The organism is Paenibacillus sp. Z3-2 (genome assembly GCF_054161325.1).
The window spans coordinates 3,440,622-3,462,509 of sequence record NZ_CP096397.1 but is presented as its reverse complement, the minus strand read 5'-3'; the positions used below and the strand labels follow the sequence as shown (position 1 = coordinate 3,462,509).

Annotated in this window: 15 protein-coding genes and 7 pseudogenes; 8 read left to right on the top strand and 14 right to left on the bottom strand. The window is 46.5% G+C overall.

Annotated elements, in window-relative coordinates; translation table 11 throughout:
* Window positions 1–55 precede the first annotated feature (55 nt).
* Window positions 56–892, top strand: a complete 837-nt coding sequence (locus tag M1D71_RS15425; protein WP_458122671.1) for a hypothetical protein — start codon at window positions 56–58, stop codon at window positions 890–892.
* Window positions 886–2,034, top strand: coding sequence for an ATP-grasp domain-containing protein (locus M1D71_RS15420; protein WP_458122670.1), 1,149 nt, complete (start codon window positions 886–888; stop codon window positions 2,032–2,034). The genes M1D71_RS15425 and M1D71_RS15420 overlap by 7 nt, the downstream gene beginning before the upstream one ends.
* A gap of 434 nt (window positions 2,035–2,468) precedes the next feature.
* On the opposite strand, the pseudogene M1D71_RS15415 reads toward M1D71_RS15420, so the two are convergent.
* The 3 pseudogenes from M1D71_RS15415 to M1D71_RS15405 all read right to left on the bottom strand — a co-directional run.
* Window positions 2,469–2,788, bottom strand: a pseudogene (locus M1D71_RS15415) (hypothetical protein).
* Window positions 2,742–3,112, bottom strand: a pseudogene (locus M1D71_RS15410) (DoxX family protein); the annotation flags it as partial. The pseudogenes M1D71_RS15415 and M1D71_RS15410, both read right to left, overlap by 47 nt.
* 43 nt (window positions 3,113–3,155) lie before the next feature.
* Window positions 3,156–3,248 (bottom strand): annotated as a pseudogene (locus M1D71_RS15405) (transcriptional regulator); the annotation flags it as partial.
* 103 nt (window positions 3,249–3,351) lie between these two features.
* Here M1D71_RS15405 and M1D71_RS15400 point away from each other — a divergent pair.
* A pseudogene (locus tag M1D71_RS15400) lies at window positions 3,352–4,063 on the top strand (helix-turn-helix transcriptional regulator).
* A 281-nt stretch (window positions 4,064–4,344) separates the two neighbouring features.
* Here M1D71_RS15400 and M1D71_RS15395 read toward each other — a convergent pair.
* From M1D71_RS15395 to M1D71_RS15380, 4 genes and pseudogenes are all read right to left on the bottom strand, one after another.
* Window positions 4,345–5,147: pseudogene (locus tag M1D71_RS15395) on the bottom strand (glycoside hydrolase family 43 protein).
* Between the two features lie 28 nt (window positions 5,148–5,175).
* Window positions 5,176–5,994 carry a carbohydrate ABC transporter permease gene (locus M1D71_RS15390; protein WP_458127263.1) on the bottom strand — a complete coding sequence of 273 codons (819 nt, stop codon included), beginning with the start codon at window positions 5,992–5,994 and terminating at the stop codon, window positions 5,176–5,178.
* Window positions 5,995–6,025: 31 nt separating this feature from the next.
* Window positions 6,026–6,922, bottom strand: a complete 897-nt coding sequence (locus tag M1D71_RS15385) for a carbohydrate ABC transporter permease (protein WP_458122669.1) — start codon at window positions 6,920–6,922, stop codon at window positions 6,026–6,028.
* Window positions 6,923–7,006: 84 nt separating this feature from the next.
* Window positions 7,007–8,344 carry an ABC transporter substrate-binding protein gene (locus M1D71_RS15380; protein WP_458122668.1) on the bottom strand — a complete coding sequence of 446 codons (1,338 nt, stop codon included), beginning with the start codon at window positions 8,342–8,344 and terminating at the stop codon, window positions 7,007–7,009.
* Window positions 8,345–8,606: 262 nt separating this feature from the next.
* On the opposite strand from M1D71_RS15380, the gene M1D71_RS15375 reads away from it, so the two are divergent.
* Both M1D71_RS15375 and M1D71_RS15370 read left to right on the top strand, forming a co-directional pair.
* Window positions 8,607–9,668 (top strand): GntR family transcriptional regulator, encoded by a 1,062-nt coding sequence (locus M1D71_RS15375; protein WP_458122667.1) that lies wholly within the window; start codon window positions 8,607–8,609, stop codon window positions 9,666–9,668.
* A gap of 1,082 nt (window positions 9,669–10,750) precedes the next feature.
* Window positions 10,751–11,638, top strand: a complete 888-nt coding sequence (locus M1D71_RS15370; protein ID WP_458122666.1) for an NAD-dependent epimerase/dehydratase family protein — start codon at window positions 10,751–10,753, stop codon at window positions 11,636–11,638.
* 403 nt (window positions 11,639–12,041) lie between these two features.
* On the opposite strand, the gene M1D71_RS15365 is transcribed toward M1D71_RS15370, so the two are convergent.
* Both M1D71_RS15365 and M1D71_RS15360 read right to left on the bottom strand, forming a co-directional pair.
* Entirely contained in the window at window positions 12,042–13,262 is a 1,221-nt protein-coding gene (locus tag M1D71_RS15365) for a TraB/GumN family protein (RefSeq protein WP_458122665.1), read from the bottom strand.
* Between the two features lie 822 nt (window positions 13,263–14,084).
* A complete protein-coding gene (locus tag M1D71_RS15360; RefSeq protein WP_458122664.1) occupies window positions 14,085–14,720 on the bottom strand; it encodes a TetR/AcrR family transcriptional regulator in 636 nt (211 codons plus the stop codon).
* A 121-nt stretch (window positions 14,721–14,841) separates the two neighbouring features.
* Here M1D71_RS15360 and M1D71_RS15355 point away from each other — a divergent pair, with 121 nt between their 5' ends.
* From M1D71_RS15355 to M1D71_RS15345, 3 genes are all read left to right on the top strand, one after another.
* On the top strand, window positions 14,842–16,410 hold the full coding sequence (locus M1D71_RS15355) for an FAD-dependent monooxygenase (protein WP_458122663.1): 1,569 nt from the start codon (window positions 14,842–14,844) through the stop codon (window positions 16,408–16,410).
* Window positions 16,411–16,501: 91 nt separating this feature from the next.
* Window positions 16,502–17,449 carry an ABC transporter ATP-binding protein gene (locus tag M1D71_RS15350; protein WP_458122662.1) on the top strand — a complete coding sequence of 316 codons (948 nt, stop codon included), beginning with the start codon at window positions 16,502–16,504 and terminating at the stop codon, window positions 17,447–17,449.
* Window positions 17,424–18,131 (top strand): ABC transporter permease, encoded by a 708-nt coding sequence (locus M1D71_RS15345; protein ID WP_458122661.1) that lies wholly within the window; start codon window positions 17,424–17,426, stop codon window positions 18,129–18,131. The genes M1D71_RS15350 and M1D71_RS15345 overlap by 26 nt, the downstream gene beginning before the upstream one ends.
* A gap of 346 nt (window positions 18,132–18,477) precedes the next feature.
* Here M1D71_RS15345 and M1D71_RS15340 read toward each other — a convergent pair.
* The 5 genes and pseudogenes from M1D71_RS15340 to M1D71_RS15320 form a co-directional block, all read right to left on the bottom strand.
* Window positions 18,478–18,631 (bottom strand): annotated as a pseudogene (locus tag M1D71_RS15340) (MFS transporter); the annotation flags it as partial.
* A gap of 79 nt (window positions 18,632–18,710) precedes the next feature.
* Window positions 18,711–19,508 (bottom strand): annotated as a pseudogene (locus M1D71_RS15335) (SDR family NAD(P)-dependent oxidoreductase).
* Window positions 19,509–19,602: 94 nt separating this feature from the next.
* Window positions 19,603–20,466, bottom strand: coding sequence for a helix-turn-helix transcriptional regulator (locus M1D71_RS15330; protein WP_458122660.1), 864 nt, complete (start codon window positions 20,464–20,466; stop codon window positions 19,603–19,605).
* 34 nt (window positions 20,467–20,500) lie between these two features.
* Complete coding sequence (locus M1D71_RS15325) at window positions 20,501–20,671, bottom strand: hypothetical protein (protein WP_458122659.1); 171 nt, start codon at window positions 20,669–20,671, stop codon at window positions 20,501–20,503.
* A 195-nt stretch (window positions 20,672–20,866) separates the two neighbouring features.
* On the bottom strand, window positions 20,867–21,880 hold the full coding sequence (locus M1D71_RS15320) for a helix-turn-helix transcriptional regulator (RefSeq protein WP_458122658.1): 1,014 nt from the start codon (window positions 21,878–21,880) through the stop codon (window positions 20,867–20,869).
* Window positions 21,881–21,888: the final 8 nt, after the last annotated feature.

Below are 21,888 nucleotides of genomic sequence, written 5' to 3'. Positions count from 1 at the left end.
AAATATTTATATAAGTAACGTTCTCTTATTTATTGAATTGGAGGTAAATGATGTGATGTTTGATTCGAACATAATTGATGACAATTACGATGAAGTTCCCATTCACCATTCCCTCTCGCCTGAGAACATTCGCGATCTGATCGAAGAGAAAGTGCCAGCGATTCGAGTACCGAATTATGTCTCTCCAGGGACAGCCCAGAAAATAATCGATTTCATTCTCGCCCAGGCGTCGCTTGATGCCTATACACACGAGGTCTACACTGATGGCGTGCCGGAGCAGAAATATTATGGGGTCTACCGTGTCGGGACCCCGTTCAACACGACCTACGGCCGCCCGGTCGGCAGCGCCGAACGGGAGACCTACTATCAGGCGGCCCTGCCGGGATTGCGCCGGCTGCGCGATCTTTGTGCACCAAATCTGACGCCCATCGACCGGCTCCGGCTCGATCTTGATGAGGCCTGGATGGATGGCGCCTCGATAGCCGCCTTCGAGGGCCGGAAAATGTTCGCCGGCATGGTGCGCATCATGCCGCCCGACGATTCGCACATTCTCGAAGAGAAGCCGCATGTCGACTGCCTGCCTGCGTCGGTCTGCCCGCTCGACCAGCAGCTCAGCGCGAACATCTATCTGAAGATGCCGCCGGTTGGCGGCACGCTCGAGAGCTGGAACGTCCCAACCCTGTCGTATGCTGACATTGAGCGGCTCCCTGACGGCACCATCGCGCGCACCGACTTGCCGAAGCCGGTCGTCATCCATCCCCAGGAGTGTGAGCTGGTTCTGATCAACACGCGCAAGCCGCATGCGGTCAGCCGCTTCTCCGGTGGCATCCGGATCAGCGTTCAGGCCTTCATCGGATACCAGCCGGGCAAGCCGTTGAGGCTGTGGTGCTGACGCACGAATCGGTCTGCTGCCTGCTCTCCGGCCCAGCGCTTTCGCCCGTCCTCCAGGCCGCGCTCACGCAAGTCACGGTCCGGCTCTGTACCGAACCGGCCTTCGACGACGTCGTGGCCACCCTTGGGGACCGAGCACCAGCGGTCCCGGATGAGTCCGGCTGGTACGAAAACCCCGTCTTCTATGGCTGGGAGCCGAGCTACGCCGACATCATGCGCCTTGCCGCCCCCGCGCACAAACGGCTTGCGGGCCTGTGCAAGGACAAGGCGGCCTTCCGCCGGCTGACGTCCGATCTCATTCCCGCATTCCGTTGTGTTGAGCTGCGTCCCGACGAACTCCACGCGTTCAGGCCATCATGCGACCGTACTTCGGTAGTGCTAAAGCCGAGCATCGGCACCAACTCGATCGGTGTCCGAGTGGTGGCCTCAGCTGACGCCTGGCCGGAGGCCGTCACGCAGTCGCTGGCCGAGATCGCTCAAGCGTCGGCTCGTATCGGCACTGATGTCGTGTCCGACACGCTGTTCCTGGTCGAGGATTATATCGCGGGAACCGAGTTCGCCTGCGACGGTTTCTGGAACCGGGATGGCGAGGCGGTGATCACCGGCATCTACGAGCATCCCTTCGACACGCCGGGCGATGTAGCGGATGTGGTCTATTTCACTTCTCGCCCCATCATGCGAGAACTACTGCCGCCCGCCACCGCGCTGCTGAACCGAATCGGAGCACGCCTCGGCCCTGGGGCACGCCGGTTCGCGTTCCACCTCGAAGCCCGGCAGCGCAGCGACGGCGTGCTGGTGCCGATCGAACTCAATCCCCTGCGTTTCGGGCAGATCGGCTTCTCCGATCTCGCGTTCCATGCCTTTGGCCACAATCCGTACCTGTGCTTCTTCTCGGACACGGGGCCAGACTGGCCCGCCCTTTGTATGGGCGACGACGGTATCTATGCGCTGGCAGTCGGCCTCGCGGAACCGGGCGTAGACCGCATGGCGCAGACTGCGGACTTTCTCGCTGCGGTAGGGCCGGATCGCGTCGGCTATGTCGCGGCGGATCGAGAGGAGTCACCCTTCCTTGGCATCGCCTTTACGCGAGTGCCATCACGGGAGGATATTCCCAGGCTGATGAGCAGCCTGCGGTCTCCTTAGAGCAACGGTAATATTGAAAAGACTCTAAAACGACTATTCGGTACAAGGATAACCTCAATGTCACAAATTTGGGCAGGATGTGTCCACTTAAACTGGAAGCGTTGAACTAATGTATCGGTCGTATTATGAGAGGCTGTCCCAAAAGGTCGTTAGCTAACGACTCTTTTGGGACAGCCTTCTTTTTTAATAAAAAACTGGGTATATTGGGTGAGTTATTGACGATATTTTAGCGTTTTTATGGTAATGCGCTTTTTTATCTTGAAACACGATTCCACTAATGCAACTATCTAGATAACAATCTAATTGGAAATGACACAATGTTCTGGTTCTTTTCGGCATAGGAACCAAGTTCTTGTCCCTAGACAGTCAACCGCTTGATGAAGTCAACGATAGCGGACATTCCTCATTCCGCCTGCTGATATCGTTGTACTTCTCTACAACCGGAATCCATATAGAAGGCTATCTCGCTGCCCCATCTCAACCGTTGCATTAGGCCCACCAACATAGGCGTAATTATCGGCTACTGGCAAGACTTGACCAAAGGCAATCCCTGTACGTCTACAGCAAAATATAGTCGTTCGCAGCAATCGCCTTTAACGTATCAAGCCTTCCATCCTGCTCCGCTGACCGCCAAAAGCTTTCCTTCTCCTTATTCATGCCCGGCATAATCCGTGTAATTGCTCTTCAGCTCTGTTCCAATACCAAGAACGATTTTTCGGACGCAGCGCCCAGGAGGCGATGCAAAGCGAAGCATAGAAGAGCGGAAGAATAGCATGGAATCCACCATCCCCATAATCATGAGCGAATACATGAGATAAGGCCGCACCTATCATTAGAAAAAAGATACCGCTATACCCCCATTCCTTAAGCCGGGGGAAAACTGGTATTACGATCGCAATAACTCCGAGCAATTTCCAAGTCCCGAGAATGCTCGTGATATATAACGGAAATCCAATATCGGTTACTAAATCAACATTGCCGCCATATCGCATCAATTGCCCGATCCCGCTCAATGCAATAGAGAATGCGAGAATGATGGTACGGTCCAATACGCGGCCGTCTTCCCTTCGCCTTTAATGACGAGGTATTGTCCTCACGCTGTGTTCTTCCGGTACCCATGCTTCTGTCATGACGCCGGCATAATCCATGTAATCGCTCTTCAGTTCCGTTCCAACACCGACAACGATAAAGCTGTCTTTCTCCTCAAGAGTTATGTGCTTCCCTCATCACAGCTCCTTCTAAGTATTTGTTTCTTCGCTTCATGGGTTTATAATCACGATAAATCATGTCAAAATATGATACTGTTTAGAGGTCCGAATGAAAAAAGTAGAACGGATTAACATCATCATGCAGTACATCAACAACCGCGCCGCCCATTTTACCATTTCGGAAATCATGCAAGAGTTTAACATCTCACGTTCGACGGTGATTCGAGACATCAGGGTAATTGAAGTGATGGGAATGCCTCTAGTCGCCGAAGTCGGGAGGGACTGAGGCTACTTTGTGATGAACAACTCTGCCCTGCCCGCTGTGCGTCCGCTATGGCCACACGCAATCTGTAACTCCCTTATCTGAAAAGCCGCCACTCTTTCGAAGGTCCCCCCAATCCTGACCTGCTTGATCTATCAGATCTGCCCCATCCTATGTTAGAGTAACTCATCCAGATCCTTCTTGAAGACTGCTACGAGTGGTTTCCGTCGAAGAAAGAAGAGAAATAAAATCTTATCCCTATCTGTAGGTATGGTTTGACAACGGCGAGATTGTCGACAGGAATAATCCGCCTTTTCCCTCCTCTAGGTCGAAACCTTCAATTTGCCGAGAGCTTTTTTCACGATACAGGCGCATGAGATAGGTAAGAAGATTGTAGAACAACTAAGCAATCTGGAAGAAACAATCAACCTCGTCCTCGAACTTGGTCCCAAGGCGATCACCCCAGTTCAAAAAGTACTACCCTTCAAACCTTTTCTTAGGTGGAGATATCAAAGTGAGGGAAATACCGAAAGAAGTTGTAGAAGGAGTGCAGGAGTGAGTGGATATGTTGGGGAACAAGTAATTGACCCCAACTACCGACTGTTAAGCTCATTGAAGATACAGCGATCGCATAGTTTCGATTTTTCAAAGATGACATTTCCGTAATCCACGAGGTTAATGGCGATTATTTTCGCCATACTTGTGATACGGTTCGGCGTATTATCTATAGAGCGAAATCGAAGGCACCCTACTGGGTGCCTTCGATGTTCTTACTGTCTCTCTTTGGCAAATTGGATAAACGAACTCAAATCCATCAACCATCCTTGTTGGGACACTCGTTCACTGTATAGAACGTGCAAGTGCTGCAACAGAGCCGCGGAAATCGGGTCTGCCGTCAGCCGTCCACAAAAGCTCCGTCACAAATGTATGGCGATTCGGATCGTACAGCGGATCTCCTATAATGTTCTTGTACGTTCTTGCGTGGAACACAAATAGCGTCTTTTCGTCGGCCTCTGACACCGTGAAGGAATTATGACCGGGACCATACATAGAGATGCTCTCATCTGTCGAGAAAACCGGTGCTTGCGACTTGCGCCATGAGGTGGCATCGAGCAAATCAGCATCCGCATCGGCTTCAAGCAGGCCCATGCAATAATTAAAATCAGTGGCGCTAGCCGAGTAAGAGAGGAATACCCGATTACCCTTGCGAAGAAATGCCGCGCCATCATTCACTTTATAACCAATGATCTCCCAGTCATATTCCGGCATGGAAATCATCGTTTGCGGCCCAGTCAGCGTCCACGGATTGCTCATTTTAGATATATACAGATTAGAGTTACCTTCGATATTCGGATCCTTTTGTGCGGCAGCGAAATACACGTACCATTTGTCATCAATAAAATGCAGTTCAGGCGCCCAAATATTGGCACTAAGGATACCAGTCTCGCGCTTTCTCCAGATCACTACAGGAGTTGATGTAACAAGCCCCTCAAGGTTCTGGGCTCTACGGATTTCAATCCGATCTACTCCGGAACGGATGCTACGAAGTAATAATAACCGTCCGAATGTCGGTAAATAAAAGGATCAGCTTTCTGCTCAATCCATGGTTGAATGTCGTGTAACACTCTTTGTTGGACTTCCATCTAATCACCTGTTTCATCATGATATATACTACCCTTTAACAGCACCTGCAGTCATACCGTCTATGAAATATTTCTGGAAAGCAATAAACAGTATGAAAATTGGAATGATGGAGAAGAAGGAGCCCACGATCAATAGGTCATAGTTATTGCCATAAGGAGTTAACAACGTTTTTAAACCGATTGGCAGTGTATATTTACTCTGATCTCCCAACACCATGAATGGCCACAACAGATTATTCCAGCTGTTCATACCATTCAGAATGGCCATTGCCGCAAAGGATGGCTTCATAATCGGCATAATTAGTCTGAAATAAATCGCATATTCGTTTGCGCCATCAACCCGCCCAGATTGAATAATCTCTTTGGGTATGCTTCTTAGATATTGCCTGAAGAAAAATATTGTCGCGGCATTGGCTATACCCGGCAGAACGATTGCTGAATAGCTGTTCACCATATTCAAATCATTAATTAGGCTGTACAAAGGAACCAGCAGTATTTCGAAAGGCACCATCATAATGAGCAAAACACATATAAAGAGGAAGTTCTTACCTTTAAAATGATATGCTGCAAAACCATAAGCAACAAATGCGCTTACAAAAAGTGTTAAAACCACTTGAACGATTGTTAAAATCATACTGTTCCAAAACCATACAAAATAATCATGTTCTCCAGTAAACAGATAAATGAAATTGTCAAAACTCATGATACTAAAATCCAAACTTAGGTTAAGACCATATCTAACTAATGATTCACCTGGTTTAAAGGAAGATAGAGCCACTGCATAGAATGGAATCATAATTATAACGAATAGTATAATGAATAAACAAATAATTACTATTCTGGAAATAAAGTCATTCCTCGTCTGGCTGTTGCCCACTTTAATCCTCCTCCTTTTTGAACATTCCACTAAATTTCAACTGCGTTAAATTGATAACCATAGCAATGACTAACAGAACGATACCAACTGCAGCTGCGTAACCCAGCTTATTCTGCTCAATCCCTTGTCTATACAGATATCCGACAATGGTTAAGCCAATATTTTTGGGTGAATTGTTACCGTTAAACATCATTAGGCTCTCGGTAAACATTGCTAAACCTGCATAAACACTAATTGTCGTAACATATACCGTGGTCGGCTTCAATAATGGCATTGTGATCAGTCTAAACTTCTGCCAAGCAGATGCCCCGTCAATTGAAGCAGCCTCATAATATTCATTGTCAATGCTTTTCAAACCGGATAGATAGTAAAGCATATTAACGCCTGTCCATCTCCAACATGCGAGGATTAACAGTGCTGCCATACTCCATTCTCCGTCTTTCAAGAATTTAATAGGCTCTACACCAAATAGACCTAGGAAACTGTTCATTAATGAACCTTCCATTTCACCGAATGTAAGGCGGAAAATGGTACCCGCAACTGCGACAGATGTCAATGCAGGGAGAAAGAACGAAGATTTAAAAAACTCTCTTCCCACCATTAACTGACTGTTTATCATAACGGCGAATAACATTGGAAAAGGAATTAACAGCACTAAGGTTCCTAACATGTACACAATGCTATTTTTAATAGCCGTCAAAAACACCTTATCTGTTAATAATTTCGAATAATTGGCTTCACCAATCCATTTAGGATCCTGTCCCAACATCCTATCTTGAAAGCTCATTACGAATGAATTTACAAGCGGATAAAACCAGAATATCAAAAATATGAGTATAAATGGCAATACAAAAACATAAGGCGCAACTTTTTGAGAGTATACAAATTTCTTTATCATATTCTCAATCTCCCTTGACTAAGATTAAACCTGCCGACCACTATACCTACCGACAGGTTTAATCAAATCATTTACTTATTATATTTATTTCAATTCTTGTTCAATTGCTGCTTGTGCTTCATCCAGCGCTTCCTTCACGTCTTGGCCATCTTCAAAGATAGCATTCAAAGTAACCGTATTGAGGACATTGCCGATCGTCGGTGAAGCTTTAACGGATTTGATAGCTAGAATTTCGTCTTTGATTTCATTCAAAGTATCAAATGCATTTGTTTTAAAGTATTGGACGTATTCGTTATCAGGGTTTTTCGTTACAGCCTCATCTTTCCATACTTCCATGTTGATTGGGTCGAATCCAAGCGTATTCCAGATTTCAGTAGTAGCTTCTTTCGAAAGCTTAGCAAAAGCTACAAATTCTTTTGCCAACTGAACGTCTTTACCATTCTTGGTAACAACTGTGCCAGTACCGCCTAAGCCAACGGAACGAGGATTACCTTCTTCAAATACAGGCAATGGAGCAATTGCATACTTACCTTTAAGGTCCTTCATTTCGTTTACAAAGCGAGACATGTACCACTCAGGCATCAATGCGCTTGCGTAGTTGCCTTTGTTGTATTCGCCTTTTGCTTCTTCTGTATCCGGTTGTCCACCAGGGATCGTATGAATAACATTGTTCTTCTGCAGATCGACTAACATTTCATACGCTTTAATCATTTCAGGCGAGTTAACTTTTGGATTGCCATTCTCATCTGTGAAATCAGCGTTTTGCTGAGCAAGCAACAGCGACCCTTGCCATATTGCTGATGTATCAGCAGTTCCTAAGTACTTACCCGTCTTCTCATAAACCTTGATACCTGCTTGTTTATAATCTTCCCAAGTTTTGATTGTCTTGTAGTCAACACCTGCTTGTTCAAGAATTTCAGTGTTGTAGAAAGCAAGCGTAGCACCTACGTGATAGTCAAAGCCATAAATCTGGTCGGCTTTGGAGTAAATCTCGACACGTGAAGGAACAACAACGTCTTTGTATGGTGCAAATACATCATTTAATGGTTCTAGTGGAACGTTGTTACCTTCCAAGAATTTAGGGAATTGACCAAGCTCGATATCCGCGATATCAGGAGCACCTTTTCCGCTTGTAACTGCCAATAAGAGCTTGTTGTGCATATCATCGTAAGGCATAACCGTTACATTCAACTTAATCTGTTTGTCTGGGTTTTGTTGATTCCATAACCCCAGCATTTTATCTAAATGCATGCCATGCAAATCTACGAATGTCCAGAATGACAATTCTGTAGCATTCTCACCAGCATTAGCGCCTAACTGCTGTGTTTCCGTTTTTGAATCAGAAGAGTTACCACATGCTGTAAAAACAAGTGACATAATAAGGACTGTAACGATGGAGATGAAAGTACTGCGTTTTTTCATTTGTTCGTCATCCTCTCTTTTTTTGTTATGCATTTGAAAAGTCGGCTGACTAGTTAGTTCTGTTAATTTAAGCGGGTTCAATCTACCTTGGCACCACCATCCTTAACATAATTCTAACCGTTCAAAGAAAAGACCCCTTCGCAACAATTTCTCAGATTCCATATTGTAAGCGCTTTACATGCCGTATTATAATATATATGAAATATGCTTTATATAACCAATTGATTATAAAATCATAAAATTTATGGGGAGATGCACCTTTTTGAAAAAACTGGCGCTCTACAAACAAATTCGAGAAGATATCATACAGAAAATTAAATCAGGGCAGCTTCGGCCAACGGACCGGATTCCTTCTGAGCAAGAACTAATGGATGAATTCAGAGTAAGTAAAATAACCGTCAAGAACGCCCTAACCCTACTAGCTGACGAAGGATTAATTATACGCGTACAAGGCAAAGGCTCATTCGTCTCCTCTAGTCTTGATGTTTTTAGCATCCATTCTCTGCCATCCCGCAGCGCGTCGTCCATGCCACTCATCGGCTTCATCATTCCGACGATGAGAACCCGTGTCATTCAGAAGATCGTTGACTACACGGAACAATTCCTGCAAGAAGCCGGCCTCAGCATGGTACTAAGCATCACGCGCGAATCCTCCTCTATCGAATCCAATGTCATTCGTACACTAATGGAGATCGGTGTGAAGGGGCTGATCGTTTTTCCGACAGAAGATGAGAAGTACAACGAATCATTACTGCGTCTGTCGCTCGATAAATTCCCGTGCGTTTTCATCGACCGCTATCTGCGGAACATTGAGACGTACACCATTACATCCGACAATTACGGCGGTGCGTACAAAGCTGTCTCCCATTTGCTATCCAAGAGTCATCAACAGATTGCGCTCATCTCACCTGAGAATGCCAATACAGCCGTCGAGGATCGCACGCTCGGATTCGAAAAGGCTTACACAGATCAAGGCATATCGATTGACAAGAGCTTGTGGTGTCACATCCCTCTTGACATTCTGCGCGGCGAGCAAGCATTGGACTATGTAAGCGACTTCTTGCAGGACCACAGTGGAATTTCGGCCGCCTTCTCCTTGACTGAAGAAACCGCACGCCTTACATCGGCCGCTATAAGTCGTCTGAACAATCACTCAAATATCGATTTGCTATCTTTCGATAATCCACATCTTTCAGGCGTAGCTTATGTACAGCAGGATGAACAGGAAATGGCACGAACAGCCGTAAAGCTGTTACGTGAACAAATGGAAGATATTTATTCTCCTAAGAACGCCGTCATTCCCGTGCAACTCATCTTCCCTTGATACGACAAACATTGCAGCCAGTTGATAGATGAACTGGGCATATCGATTGGTTTTACTGGCGATCTTGTTCATGATTGTCGCCCGGTTTTTTTAAGATTCACTACCAATTTGGTCGTGCCCCTTGCAACGCGCATCTCCTACGCGAATGCTAAGGAATCTCAGAGCATAACTGGCGGAGCTGTTGCGGGAAGGATGGCAGTTGGCTCTAGTTTCCCTACACAACAACACGCCCATCTGTTGTCTTAAGGTTATTCCAGGTCTTTTCAGATGTGACGAGGATGCTCCACTCCAAAAGCGATAGCCCTATGTACCTTTTCAGCGTTACCATGGCCCGAAACCTGCACACATATATACAAATCCATGCCCCACAAGGAACCCCTCAAAAAAACTTGCTCTTATTTATGATACGGTTTACCGTAATGCATCTAAGCACAAAGTACAGTAATACGCATTAGGTGAATTTGGTTGGTTAATGCATCTTGCCTTTGGATTGTTAGCAGTGAGTCTAATTAGCGTTGAAATTGTGATCCTCTCACAGGCTCGTAATATTGCAGGATACACAGGACTCTTTATTCTAGGGCTAAGTGCCATCGGTATAATAATCGCTGCTATTTTTGTGACAGACCCTATATCGCTAAGTCTGGATGATGCGACATTCAGCGGTAGTCTTCTGGTACGCTTGGCAGTTCTAGCATGTGGAATACGTTGCTATGCAATCCGTCTAATACGGGATGCTAAGAGAACAAGTTTAAGATTACATTGGTTTATGTCGGTTTAGGCGAGCCAGGTACTTGACATATGTAATCCGTAGCCCTAAAATGAGCTAAGTCAGTCGATTATGGACTCGATGAGTCGATAATAGGAGCGCAAATGAATTATTCTTAACTCGACTATGCACTTCATGTCCATGGGATCAAAGGAACTGGTTCTTTGTATGAATGCAAGCTGAATCACGCACCTTTTTTTGCCCCTATTATAGATATAAAACATCTATAATATCTTATTTTTAATGTAAGTATAGGAGGCAGTGACAGATCGTATCACTTTACTTTTAAGAACTTAGATTAGGGAGATGACGAACGATGAAAATATTTATGACAGGCGTTACCGGATATATTGGAAGTTCTGTGGCTAAAGTATTGCTCGATGCAGGGCATTCTATCTATGGTCTGACCCGGAGTACCAGCCAAATAAACGAGCTGAAAGAGCTTGGAGTGGAGCCTGTCGTGGGCACACTTGGAGATACGGAAATACTGGCTGATTACGCAAAACGGAGCGATGGAGTGATTCATACAGCTGACGTTGCTCACCGCAAGGCTATTGAGACGTTTGTTAGTGCTTTGCGCGGTACAGGAAAGCCGTTGATTCACACATCCGGTTCAGGCAACGTTGGGGATGATGCCAAGGGCGAATTCCAGAGCGAGCAAATCTATAACGAAGAAACGCCTGTAACAAGGGACTTGGAATCGATTCGAGTCAATGAGCTGGTGCGTAAAGCAGGGGTCGATCAAGGAGTGCGAGGCATTGTCATCGTACCTTCCATGGTATATGGAACGTCTCTCGGACTTCCAAGAGACAGCATTCAGCTTCCAATGATTGTACAGAAATCGAAAGAAATGAACGCCGGAGTATATATTGGCAAAGGTCTGAACAGATGGTCGAACGTCCATATTCGTGACTTGGTCCAATTGTACCTTCTTGCGCTAGACAAAGCGCCATCCTCCTCTTACTTTTTCGCAGAAAATGGCGAGGAATCGTTCCGTGATCTAAGCCGTTACGTGAGTGAGGCGCTTGGATATGAGGGACGCACGGTGAGCTGGTCTCTGGAGGAAGCGGTTGCTGAATTTGGCCTTCTGGCTCAATATACACTTGCGACGAATTGCCGAATTCGCTCTGTACATGCTCGAAACTTGCTTGGCTGGAAGCCTGAAGCCGAATCCGTGCAAACTTGGCTTGCCAATAGCTTTTGAAGATTGTGATGTTGATCAGGGAGGTAGAAGGAAGATGACCAAGATTGAGGCCGAAATATATGATGTTGCGATTGTTGCCGGTGGGCGAAGTCTTATATTCATATGCTTTTATCTAGCCACATGATCTCCATCATAATACTATTTAGATAATGACCTAATCCGAAATGACACAATGTTCTTGTCCCTCGACAGTAATATTAATATTTTACTTTAAATTAAGCTTGCTTACACGTTTTTCACCCTGGACTGCTAAATCCTATTGCATTGTTCTCGGTTTAAATAAACTCGACCAGTTAGATAGTAAAAAGTAAAGGTCAAGATGTACATCTTGACCTTTACCTTAGTAAATCCATATTCTATCAATTGGGACAAAGGAATCTCTTGTTTCACTAACAAAATTGAACTATTTCCGTTCCACAGAGTATCCTTTATCCTCAAGCAACTTCACAATCCCATGCTCCCCTAAGTAGTGAGCAGCACCTATCACAATAAAGTACTCTTCTTTTTTATCACTCTTCAAATATCCATCGATCTTATTAGCCATGCCGATGTTACGGTCGATTAGCATTGCTTTGTTGTACTCTTCGTTATCCGAGTAGGTGTTTGTGAATTCTAACAACTGCTCGTCGTTCCCCGTTTTCCACATCTCAGCCAACTGGTTCATATCATCATCCAACACATCGAAGTTATCGAGTGTTGTATTCAGATTCTCCTCCTGCAGCTCTTTGGAGAAGTTATTGAACATGTTCAGTTGAAACTCGTAAGATTCTAGTTCAATAATTGGAAGTTTTCGTTCAATAGCCTTTTGAACAAAATACAGATCCACCCCTGCCGAACCTTCATATCCAGCAGGCGTAGTCTTAAGGCTGGCGAGTGTATTTTCTACAACCCAAGGCTTGAATTCATCCAGCACATCCGGCTCCAATCCGTTTTTCTTCAAAATATCCCCTAGCTTGGCATACGTTTCGCTTGAAACATGATCCTTCAGTGTCGTCCCATCTTGATAAGATCCCAGATCCAGGATTAACTGTTGTTGTGCTTCGTCTGTTCCTTTACTCACATCAAGCTCTACGCCCAAGTAATCCGCTTCAGCAAAAGCTTCTTCAAACTCTTCATGTAAGGGATAGAAGCTATCATCTGCAAGATGCATGGAGCCCACCAGATATACGGTATTTCCGTTGCTTTCCACTTCCCACATGAAGCCGCGGCTACCCGTTTTTTCAGCCGTTTCTGTTCCTTTGGAGACGAGCAGCACAGTACGTGTCTTCGCATCCCAGTTTACTTCGTAACCTATTGCGTCTCCAACGATACGGATGGGTGCATACGTTACACCATTAATACGTGTTAGCTTGTTTTTAAGAGTAATCGTTTTTCCATCCACAACGGCCGTAATCGTATCATCTGTCGCAGTCTTCAGTTTTACGTCCATCGCATCCAGCGTAGAGCGAAGCGGAACCAATGTTGTTCCCTTATTATTAATTGGTGCCCCTGCAGTATACTCTACTGCCTGATCATTGACTTTAATGGATGTCTCTTCTTGAGGTGCAGCCAGGGCCGGCGCTGCTGAAGCTAGCAAACCTACTGAGATGGTGAGAGACAAGAGCATGTGTTTCCAGTTTTTCATATTATGTATTCTCCTTTAGATAAGTATCGTTCATATTTGAATGAACATACTTAATTATTACGAGTACAGACTGGGAGAAGTTCCACCTTTTCCCTATCACAACCCTCTTTCTTTTTGTGTCATTGCTTCCTACTGTCAGTCCTCTACCGTTTTCTTTGGACTGGTTGCTTCGTCGATGGAACGATCATATGACACACATTAGTTACTCTTACTCTCGTAATGATAATTCGCATTCTCTAGCTTATAGAGGTACGGTGATAACTCTATCCTATACAGTAAATATTTAAAATTTACCGTAACGTTCTCTATTAAAACCATCGCAATTCTAACACATATTTTGGAATTATCCTTCCTGTTAGTTGAACGAAGGCTGAAAATAAGGCATGTAACAATGGTGCGACATGCCCACAGAGTACATCTTCTTCTCTATCGTGCGGCGAACAAGAACCAGGCTAAACTGAGTTTGTCTTATTTAGGAAAAGTGTCTGTCATACTTTAATATTGGAATATGGTTTGGACTTACTTCTGACAACGCAAAAGAGCATTATTGAGCGGTGATGTAGAAATTAAGGAACCAGCAATAATTAAGCTGAGGATCTCATAATTAGATATTTATCTAATCTATAATCGGACTATGTTCTTGTCCATTCCCGTAATGGGTACAAGTTCTTGTCCTTGGCTTGGGACAAAAACTTGTACCTATAAAATAAAAAGCCGCTAAAATATCGACTTCAATGGGACGATGTTCTTGCCCCTCGACATATATATGGCAGTCTTTTATCGTTAAGCAAACCGCAATCAGTTTGATGGCTGATTTTCGTTTTAAACAGTGCGTTTTCCATAAGCGCAAAGAAAGACGCGTACGCCTTCTGAGATGATGCGTTGGGTTTGTTCCTCCTCCAAATTGCTTGCTTTTATCGGTTGATCAAATACCAACAAAAACGTTAAGGCAGCGAAGTGCTTTGTAGCCATTACAGGATCTGGCACATCGAGCAGTCCGGTTTGTCCAAACTCGGTAAACCTCCTGATAATCCCCTCTTCCGTTGCGTTATCCAGCTTTTCTAAAAACGAGCCTGGCAGGTTGGCCGCTTCCATTGTAACCAGACGGATCAAAGCGCTGTAATCGGACGAACCGTTCGCAGAAGCTACGAATTGTTCGCAGAATAAGATGAGCGCCTGCTCCAGATCCTCGAATTCCCAGAGGTAGTCTGATATCCCTTTCTTGATCATGTCCAGAACCGCCTCACTGGTTTCTTCCACAACAGCAAGCAGCAAGTTCTGTTTGTCGCCATAATAATCATAAACGGTCCGTTTGGAAACTCCCGCTTTAGCAGCGACTGCATCGACGCTGGAACGATCAAACCCATCTGAAAGAAACAGGTCTCGTGCTGCCGCAATAATTTTGGCTCGTTTGTCTGAAGAGCCTTTGCGGATTTTTTTGTTTTCCGTATTATCCATCCTTATGTTTCCCCCCTATAGGTATACTATCAAAAATGAGTTCCACTTTACAAGCTACACTGCACGGTGTAGTATAATCAATGCAACATATCACAATCAATGATTAAGGAGGATTTTATCCATGAAAACCGTGCAGTCTTTTGTTGATGTTCTCATTGTCGGGGCCGGACCAACAGGGCTTACACTTGCCTGTGACATTGCCCGTCGAAACGTCGACCATCGTATTATTGAACGAAGCGCCTTATATAACGTAGCGTCTCGCGCCAAAGCAATCCAGCCCCGCTCGCTTGAGGTTGTTGATGATTTGGAGGCCGTTCGTTACATTGTGGACACAGGTGTTGTGGATTTGCCTGTTCGTTACTATACCGCAGATGGCAGGAATGTGGACAAGCCGGCTATTACCGTTGCAGCCAGTGCCGAACTGGAGACACCCTATCGTGATCCGGTCTGGATTGCTCAGTATGATGTGGAAAAAGCATTGCGCGACCGCTATGCGGCGCTTGGCGGTCAAGTCGAGTTGGGCGTGGAAGCTGTAGGGCTTGAACAGGATTTGGATGGTGTGACGGTAACCGTGAATACACCGCAAGGAGAAGAGCAAATTCGCGCTCGTTATGTCGTCGGCGCTGACGGGGGCAAAAGCAATATCCGCAAGTTTATTCAGTTGCAGCTGGTTGGAGAAACACACGATGATGAGCGATGGTATCTTGGCGATGTACGATTGGAAGGGTTAGATCGTGACCATATCCATATCTGGACATCTTCGGAGGGGATGGTCGGGGTGACACCGCTACCGAAATCCGATATTTGGCAGCTGCAGGCTACAATTCCGGCAGACATTGAAGAACCAGAGCAGCCATCGCTAGTGGCGTATCAAGCCATGTTTGACCGCCGGGCTGGGGCAGGACTTGTTCGGCTCACGGATGCTTCCTGGCTTTCCATCTACCGGGTCAACGTCCGTATGGTTGAATGCTACCGCAATGGCCGGGTCTTCCTTGCCGGCGATGCTGCTCATGTTCATTCGCCGGCCGGCGGTCAAGGCATGAATACGGGGATGCAGGACGCGTACAATCTCGGCTGGAAGCTGGCAACTGTCATACGCGGAGCGGACACCGCCTTGCTAGACACGTACGATGAGGAGCGCCGCCCAGTGGCTCAAGCCGTGCTTGAGGACAGCTCGAAGAAGATGGATGGGGTCATAGGAACGGCGACTGAAGGCGGAGGGTTGTCCCTATCTTTGAGCACCATATCCGACGATCTGACGAGTGGGCTTCTCATTTCCTATCGGTCAAGTTCTCTTACCCACCCGTCTGCTCGAACGAATGTTACCCGTTCATTGCCCGGGAATCGTGCTCCTAATGCCGAGGGTCTGCAAGGTACAGATTTTGCGGGAAGTGTATTTGACCTATTGCGTGGTCCACACTGGACTCTTTTGGCTTTTGTAAACCGCACAGATCATCTTTCTTTGGAGAACTTCACCTACGACGAACTTCATGTGCATTGCATCCTTCCATCGCATGTGGAAAGAGTGGAAGGCATGATAGACGTAGCAGGGAATGCCTATCGAATTTACGATGTAACAAGTAATGAATTCGTATTGATTCGTCCCGACGGTTACATCGCACTGCGGGCCTCCATTAATGATACCGCAACGATTTCGAATTACTTGAATTCCATTTATCGCGCAAACTGATTTGGACAAGGCTGGCGGAATTCTTTTCAACATCTCATATGGCTGCCGGCTCTTATATTCGTTTAATTTAGGTTATGGAAGGACTGTTTCTATGGAAGAAATTATTCGAACGGTTAACTTGACAAAGCAATACGGAAATAAAGTCATTGTAGATCGCGTTTCGATTTCCGTTAAAAAAGGAGAAATCTATGGATTCCTGGGGTTGAATGGCGCAGGGAAAACGACAACCATCCGATCTCTTCTCGGAATGAGCAAGCCTTCTTCCGGAGAAGTGTATTTGTTTGGTCAGCGCTGGGCGAATGGGAATCCGGATTTGTCAAGACGAGTAGGTTTTATGGTGGAAGTTCCCTATGCCTACCCTACCTTTACGGTTAGGGAAAACTTGAGTTTGATGGCCAGATTGCGAGGATTACCGGTTCCGAGGGCAGTTGACGAAATTCTGGAGCAATTGAATTTGACCCAATATGCGGATAGTAAGGCAAGAGATTTGTCACTTGGTAACGCGCAGAAACTTGGATTGGCCAAAGCGTTAATTCATAAACCAGACGTTCTGATTCTTGATGAGCCAACCAATGCGCTTGATCCAGCCGGAATTGTCGAGATAAGGGAGATGCTGAAAGCTCTAGCTTCTCAACAAGGGGTTACCGTATTTATATCGAGCCATATCCTTGAGGAAATGTCCAAAATGGCTTCTCGAATCGGCATTATTCACAAAGGCGTTTTACTTGAAGAACTGACAACAAAAGACTTTGAAACCATCCGCCGAAAGCAGTTGATGATCGGTACGAAGGATGCTCGGAAGGCTCAAGCTATTCTTTCAGACTCCGGGTATGCAGTACATTCGACTTCGAATAACTGCCTTGCACTACCGGATGATCATGCCGTGAAGCATCCCGAACATATTGCGAAATTGCTTGCTCAGCATGAAGTGCCGCTCACGATGCTTAACATTGAAGAAGAGAATTTGGAACATTATTTTCTCAAAGTGATCGGAGTTGAGGAGGGAAAACGGAATGAGACTATTGCTGACAGCCTGTAGCGTTGAAGTTTACAAATTGCGTCGATCCTTTGTTTTATGGGGCACGCTTCTGTTTATATTGTTTGTCACCACGTTGTTCTTGGGACAGCCCGATTGGCCTTCTTTTTTTGAACGAACTGCGTTTTTGTATGCATCCGTGTTTGGGCTGCTGGGGTTTGGATTGGTGACAAGCTGGACATTTGGCCGTGAGTATTCTGATCGGACGCTTAAGGATTTGCTCGTTTTGCCTATATCGCGCGGTAAAATAGCGATTGCTAAATATGTCGCAATTATATTCTGGTGTTTTGTAATGATGTTGATCAGCTTTGCTTATGTCTTAATACTTGGTTTTGCTATTGGACTTCCTGGCTTTTCGTTTGCAATTGTACAACATTATTTGTTCCTAATACTTATAATTGGCGCTCTCCACCTATTATTAAGTGCACCTCTTGCCCTGTTAGCCTGTATATCACGCGGTTACCTGGTGCCGATCGGCTTTGCTTTTACAACTTTGATGCTGGCATTGGTATTCGGTCCTACTGCCATTGGCACGTATCTGCCCTGGTCTGTACCTGCTTTGCATTTGCAGGGAAGCGGAGTATCTTCATTTCCCTTGTTGGGTACTAGTTATTTACTGGTTTTCTTAATCGGACTCATAGGTCTCATTGGGACGGTTAAATGGTTACAAAACAGGGAGCAGTGATTGCCAGCCTCTTCATTTTTGCAAAGATCAAGCTTTTGATGCAGGAGCTTTCGTCTTACCTACTTTTCCTTTAATCAGCTCGCTAACTAATTGTTCAGTTGCCCAGCTAATATTACCTGCACCCTTTTGCATGCGCATCCTTCAACATATATCTGAGCTCTGTAGCATAGGAAGGCTGGACCATATGGTCGATAGGTCCTCCCTTCCATTCATCCTCAGCGTCAGCTAAAAGGATATAGAAACCGCGGCATTTTAGGACACAAAATCCTAGAATGCCGCTGTACGTTCCCCGTTAGTATATCAATGCATCAACTCTGCAGTACAGAGGAGTTAATGTACAATGAGAACTGGGCAATAATACATTACATACGGCAATTGCGAACCCAAGAATTGCAGTCCCTATATAGATTAGCTGCGCCAGATAAAGAACGTATTACAATACCAACAGTCAGAAATATAAGTTCAATCAAAATGATGCGTTCAACCCCATACATTCGTCCCCACATGATCTCCATCATGGTACTATTTAGATAATTACCTAATCCGAAATGACACAATGTTTTTGTCCTCCGATACCTCTCAGTGTGCTTTGGGGCGCGAAATGCGTTCCATAATCAAAGCTACTCTGCGTCGGGGAAGAAAACGACCCAACTGTGCGGCCATGAAATTGTTGCGCCCGTCGATGATATAACTGCTGCCTCTATCGATTCCACGAAATCCGGCTTGAACAACGTTCTCCGGGGTGGACATCGCGCTGCCCGCCGCTATGTCCCGGCTGCCGACAGCATCGAAAAAACCTGTATCAGTCGCACCCGGGCACAGGGCAAGTACTCGGACACCGCGTCCGCGTGTTTCCGCCCATAGCGCTTCGGTGAAAGATAACACGAATGCTTTGGCAGCACCGTAAACAGCTGAATAGGCGCAAGGCGCAAACGCGGCCATTGAAGCCACGTTTACGACGATTCCATCCTTACGCCCCTACATGCCGGGCAGAAAGTGATGCGTCAGGTCGACAAGCGCAGCGGTGTTCAGCATAATCTCTTCCTGCTCTCGCTCCGGATCTATATCCTCAAATCGGCCGTATGTGCCGAAGCCTGCGTTATTAATAAGAATATCGACCGTAAGGCCGAGATCGCCTATGGTTTGGGATAGTTGGCGCGGGGCACCTGCTTTGGACAAATCGCTCGGCAGGGCATACGCCTGCACGCCGTGCTTGCGTTTCATTTCGCCGGCCAACGCTTCCAGCTTATCTTTTGAACGTGCGGTCAGTACGACATGGCAGCCTCGAGCAGCCAGCTCTTTGGCATACGCCTCGCCGATTCCGGAAGAGGCGCCGGTGACCACGGCCAGCTTGCCTTGATAATGATATGAAATCATGAAACAACCCCCTAGTCGTTGAAGTTGTCTTGATCATACCAATGACAGGAGGGGCTAACCACAGTGCCTCTATACTATTAACGGGACTGATAGGTTAGGATGAGGGTGACGATTCGGAGTTCTGTGTTAGCAGGAGCGCGAGTCTCTCCTCCGTGCCTGTACCAGGCGTCGGTACGAGAAAGCACCAGTGCAGTCCAGGGTCATTGTCGATGGCGGCAGCACAATGGATCGTGAACTCCAACTTCTGTCCGTCCGGAAAGAGATAATGGACAGGAACAGAGCTTTTTTGCCGAATTTCATGCCACTTCCACAAACGTACGAAGTCTTCGCTGTTCCGTCTCAAAAGTTCGAATCGTTCCATGTACATTGGGTTGTCTTTGTTACGGTCGAAGCTTGCCCGAATTAATGCTGTCATGTAACGGGCGAATTCTTCCCAATTCACAAGCCTTTTCGGGTACTCCGGATCGAGAAACAGCAGCGTCACCATGTTTCGTTCACCTTCCGACAGACGACCGAAATCCGCAATAACGAGCTCTGGTCCCCGATTCCAAACAATCATATCGGCAACCTCATTTGCGATGAAAGAAGGATAACGCAATTGATCCACAAGGTTTTGCAGAAATCCGACATCGAGTTTTTCTGGTTTCGGTGCAATACTGAAACGAACCGGATCGGGTGCGGCCAGATTGAATAAGTGCTTCCGCTCGTCCTCGTCCAGCTGCAGCGCTTGGCTGATTTGGGACAACACATCAGGGGAAGGATTCTTCTCTCGGCCCTGCTCCAGCCAGGTATAGTAAGTTACACTAACATTAGCAAGATAGGCGACTTCCTCCCTTCGAAGTCCAGGGGTACGCCTTCGGCCGGGGAATGGCTTGATTCCCACTTCTTCAGGCTGAAGCCGATATCGGCGCGTTTTGATAAATTCGCCCAATGCGGATGAGAAACGTCGGCTCTCCATATAACTCACACCTCCTTTATTTGGCATACATTGATTATACTCGTTGACGTAAGGTCGAGAACTCCCTGCGAATCATGATGCTTCTCAACTTCTCAAGCAAACGTATGGCTTCCGTAAAGTAATGTCCGGCTAAATAGTAATCCACGGCTTCTTCCAGCAGTCCCGACGACTCGCACCATATAGCAACCGCATTGTATAGGTCCATTCTTATTCCAGAGCTATGATCTCTCAACGGCTTTTACAGAAAATCACCAAACAGATGATGAATTCGGTACCATTCTTTGTTATCGTCCAATGGGATGGGAAACAGGTTAACGCCTGCTGCCCTATACTTCATTCAAAGCAAAGAACAGTGAACTCAAACATGGGCACGGGTATGATATCGCGCCACCACTGAAAGTCAGCCCGAAGCTTTGTTTCCACTTTGATTGCATGATCGAGATATCCCCTCTCCTAAATCCGGCTCGACTCCCGGCGAAATATCGTACAATGATGCGATCGAGAGCGCGGCAGCCCTTAGCTTCATTGCGATGCTGCCGGGCTCGACGACAACAACGTCCGTACGGAAATGAAGCAAAAAGTCGATAATCCACGGCTGGTCTGGCAACGTCGTCCGCACGATTAACGAGCCGTCCGGCTGCCATTCTAACTCATGCTCTTCGAAGTGATCAGACGCGGCGGCCATCGCCGCTCCCTTAAACCGGAGCACCAGCTCGATTGTAGCTCCGTATTCTGGAGTCTGGCGGTCCCTCTTCTGGCTGTCGGAGACAGGTAATTGCCTTCGTACGAACCGCTCTGGGGTTGCCTGCAGATCCCGAACGCGCGAAAGCCGGAACGAGCGGTATTCGTTCCGCTTCAGACAGAGATACCAGACGTTTCCTTTTAGAGCCAGCTCCATGGGCTCCACGGAACGGAGGGTTGTGACCTCACCCTTGCCGTCCACGTAGGTAAAGACGACGACGCGTCGCTCGCGAAGCGTCTGCCGCAGCAGTTCGAATTTGGTACGATCGGCTTCGCTATTCCTCCAGGGAGAAAAGTCGATTCGCAAGTGATCCCTGTAGTCCAGTCCTCCTTGCTCCGCCCGAGCAACCAAGGCTCCGACTTTATCCATAAGCCGCTCCAACTTGTTTTCGTTCATTGTTCCTGTAGATTTCAAGCCTTGCAGCGCGATTATGAGTGACGTCAATTCATCGTACGACAGCAGCTGTCGATCGAGCCGGAAGCTATCCAGAATCTCGAAGCCGCCCTCTGCCCCCGTATAAGATACAATGGGGATCCCGGCGAGATTAAGCGACTCCAGGTCGCGATAAACCGTCCGAAGTGATACCTGTAGCTGCTCGGCCAATTCATGCGCCTGTACGCGCTTGCGCTTTAGCAGGATTATTGTAATCGCCATCAATCTCTCCAGCTTCATCCCTTATC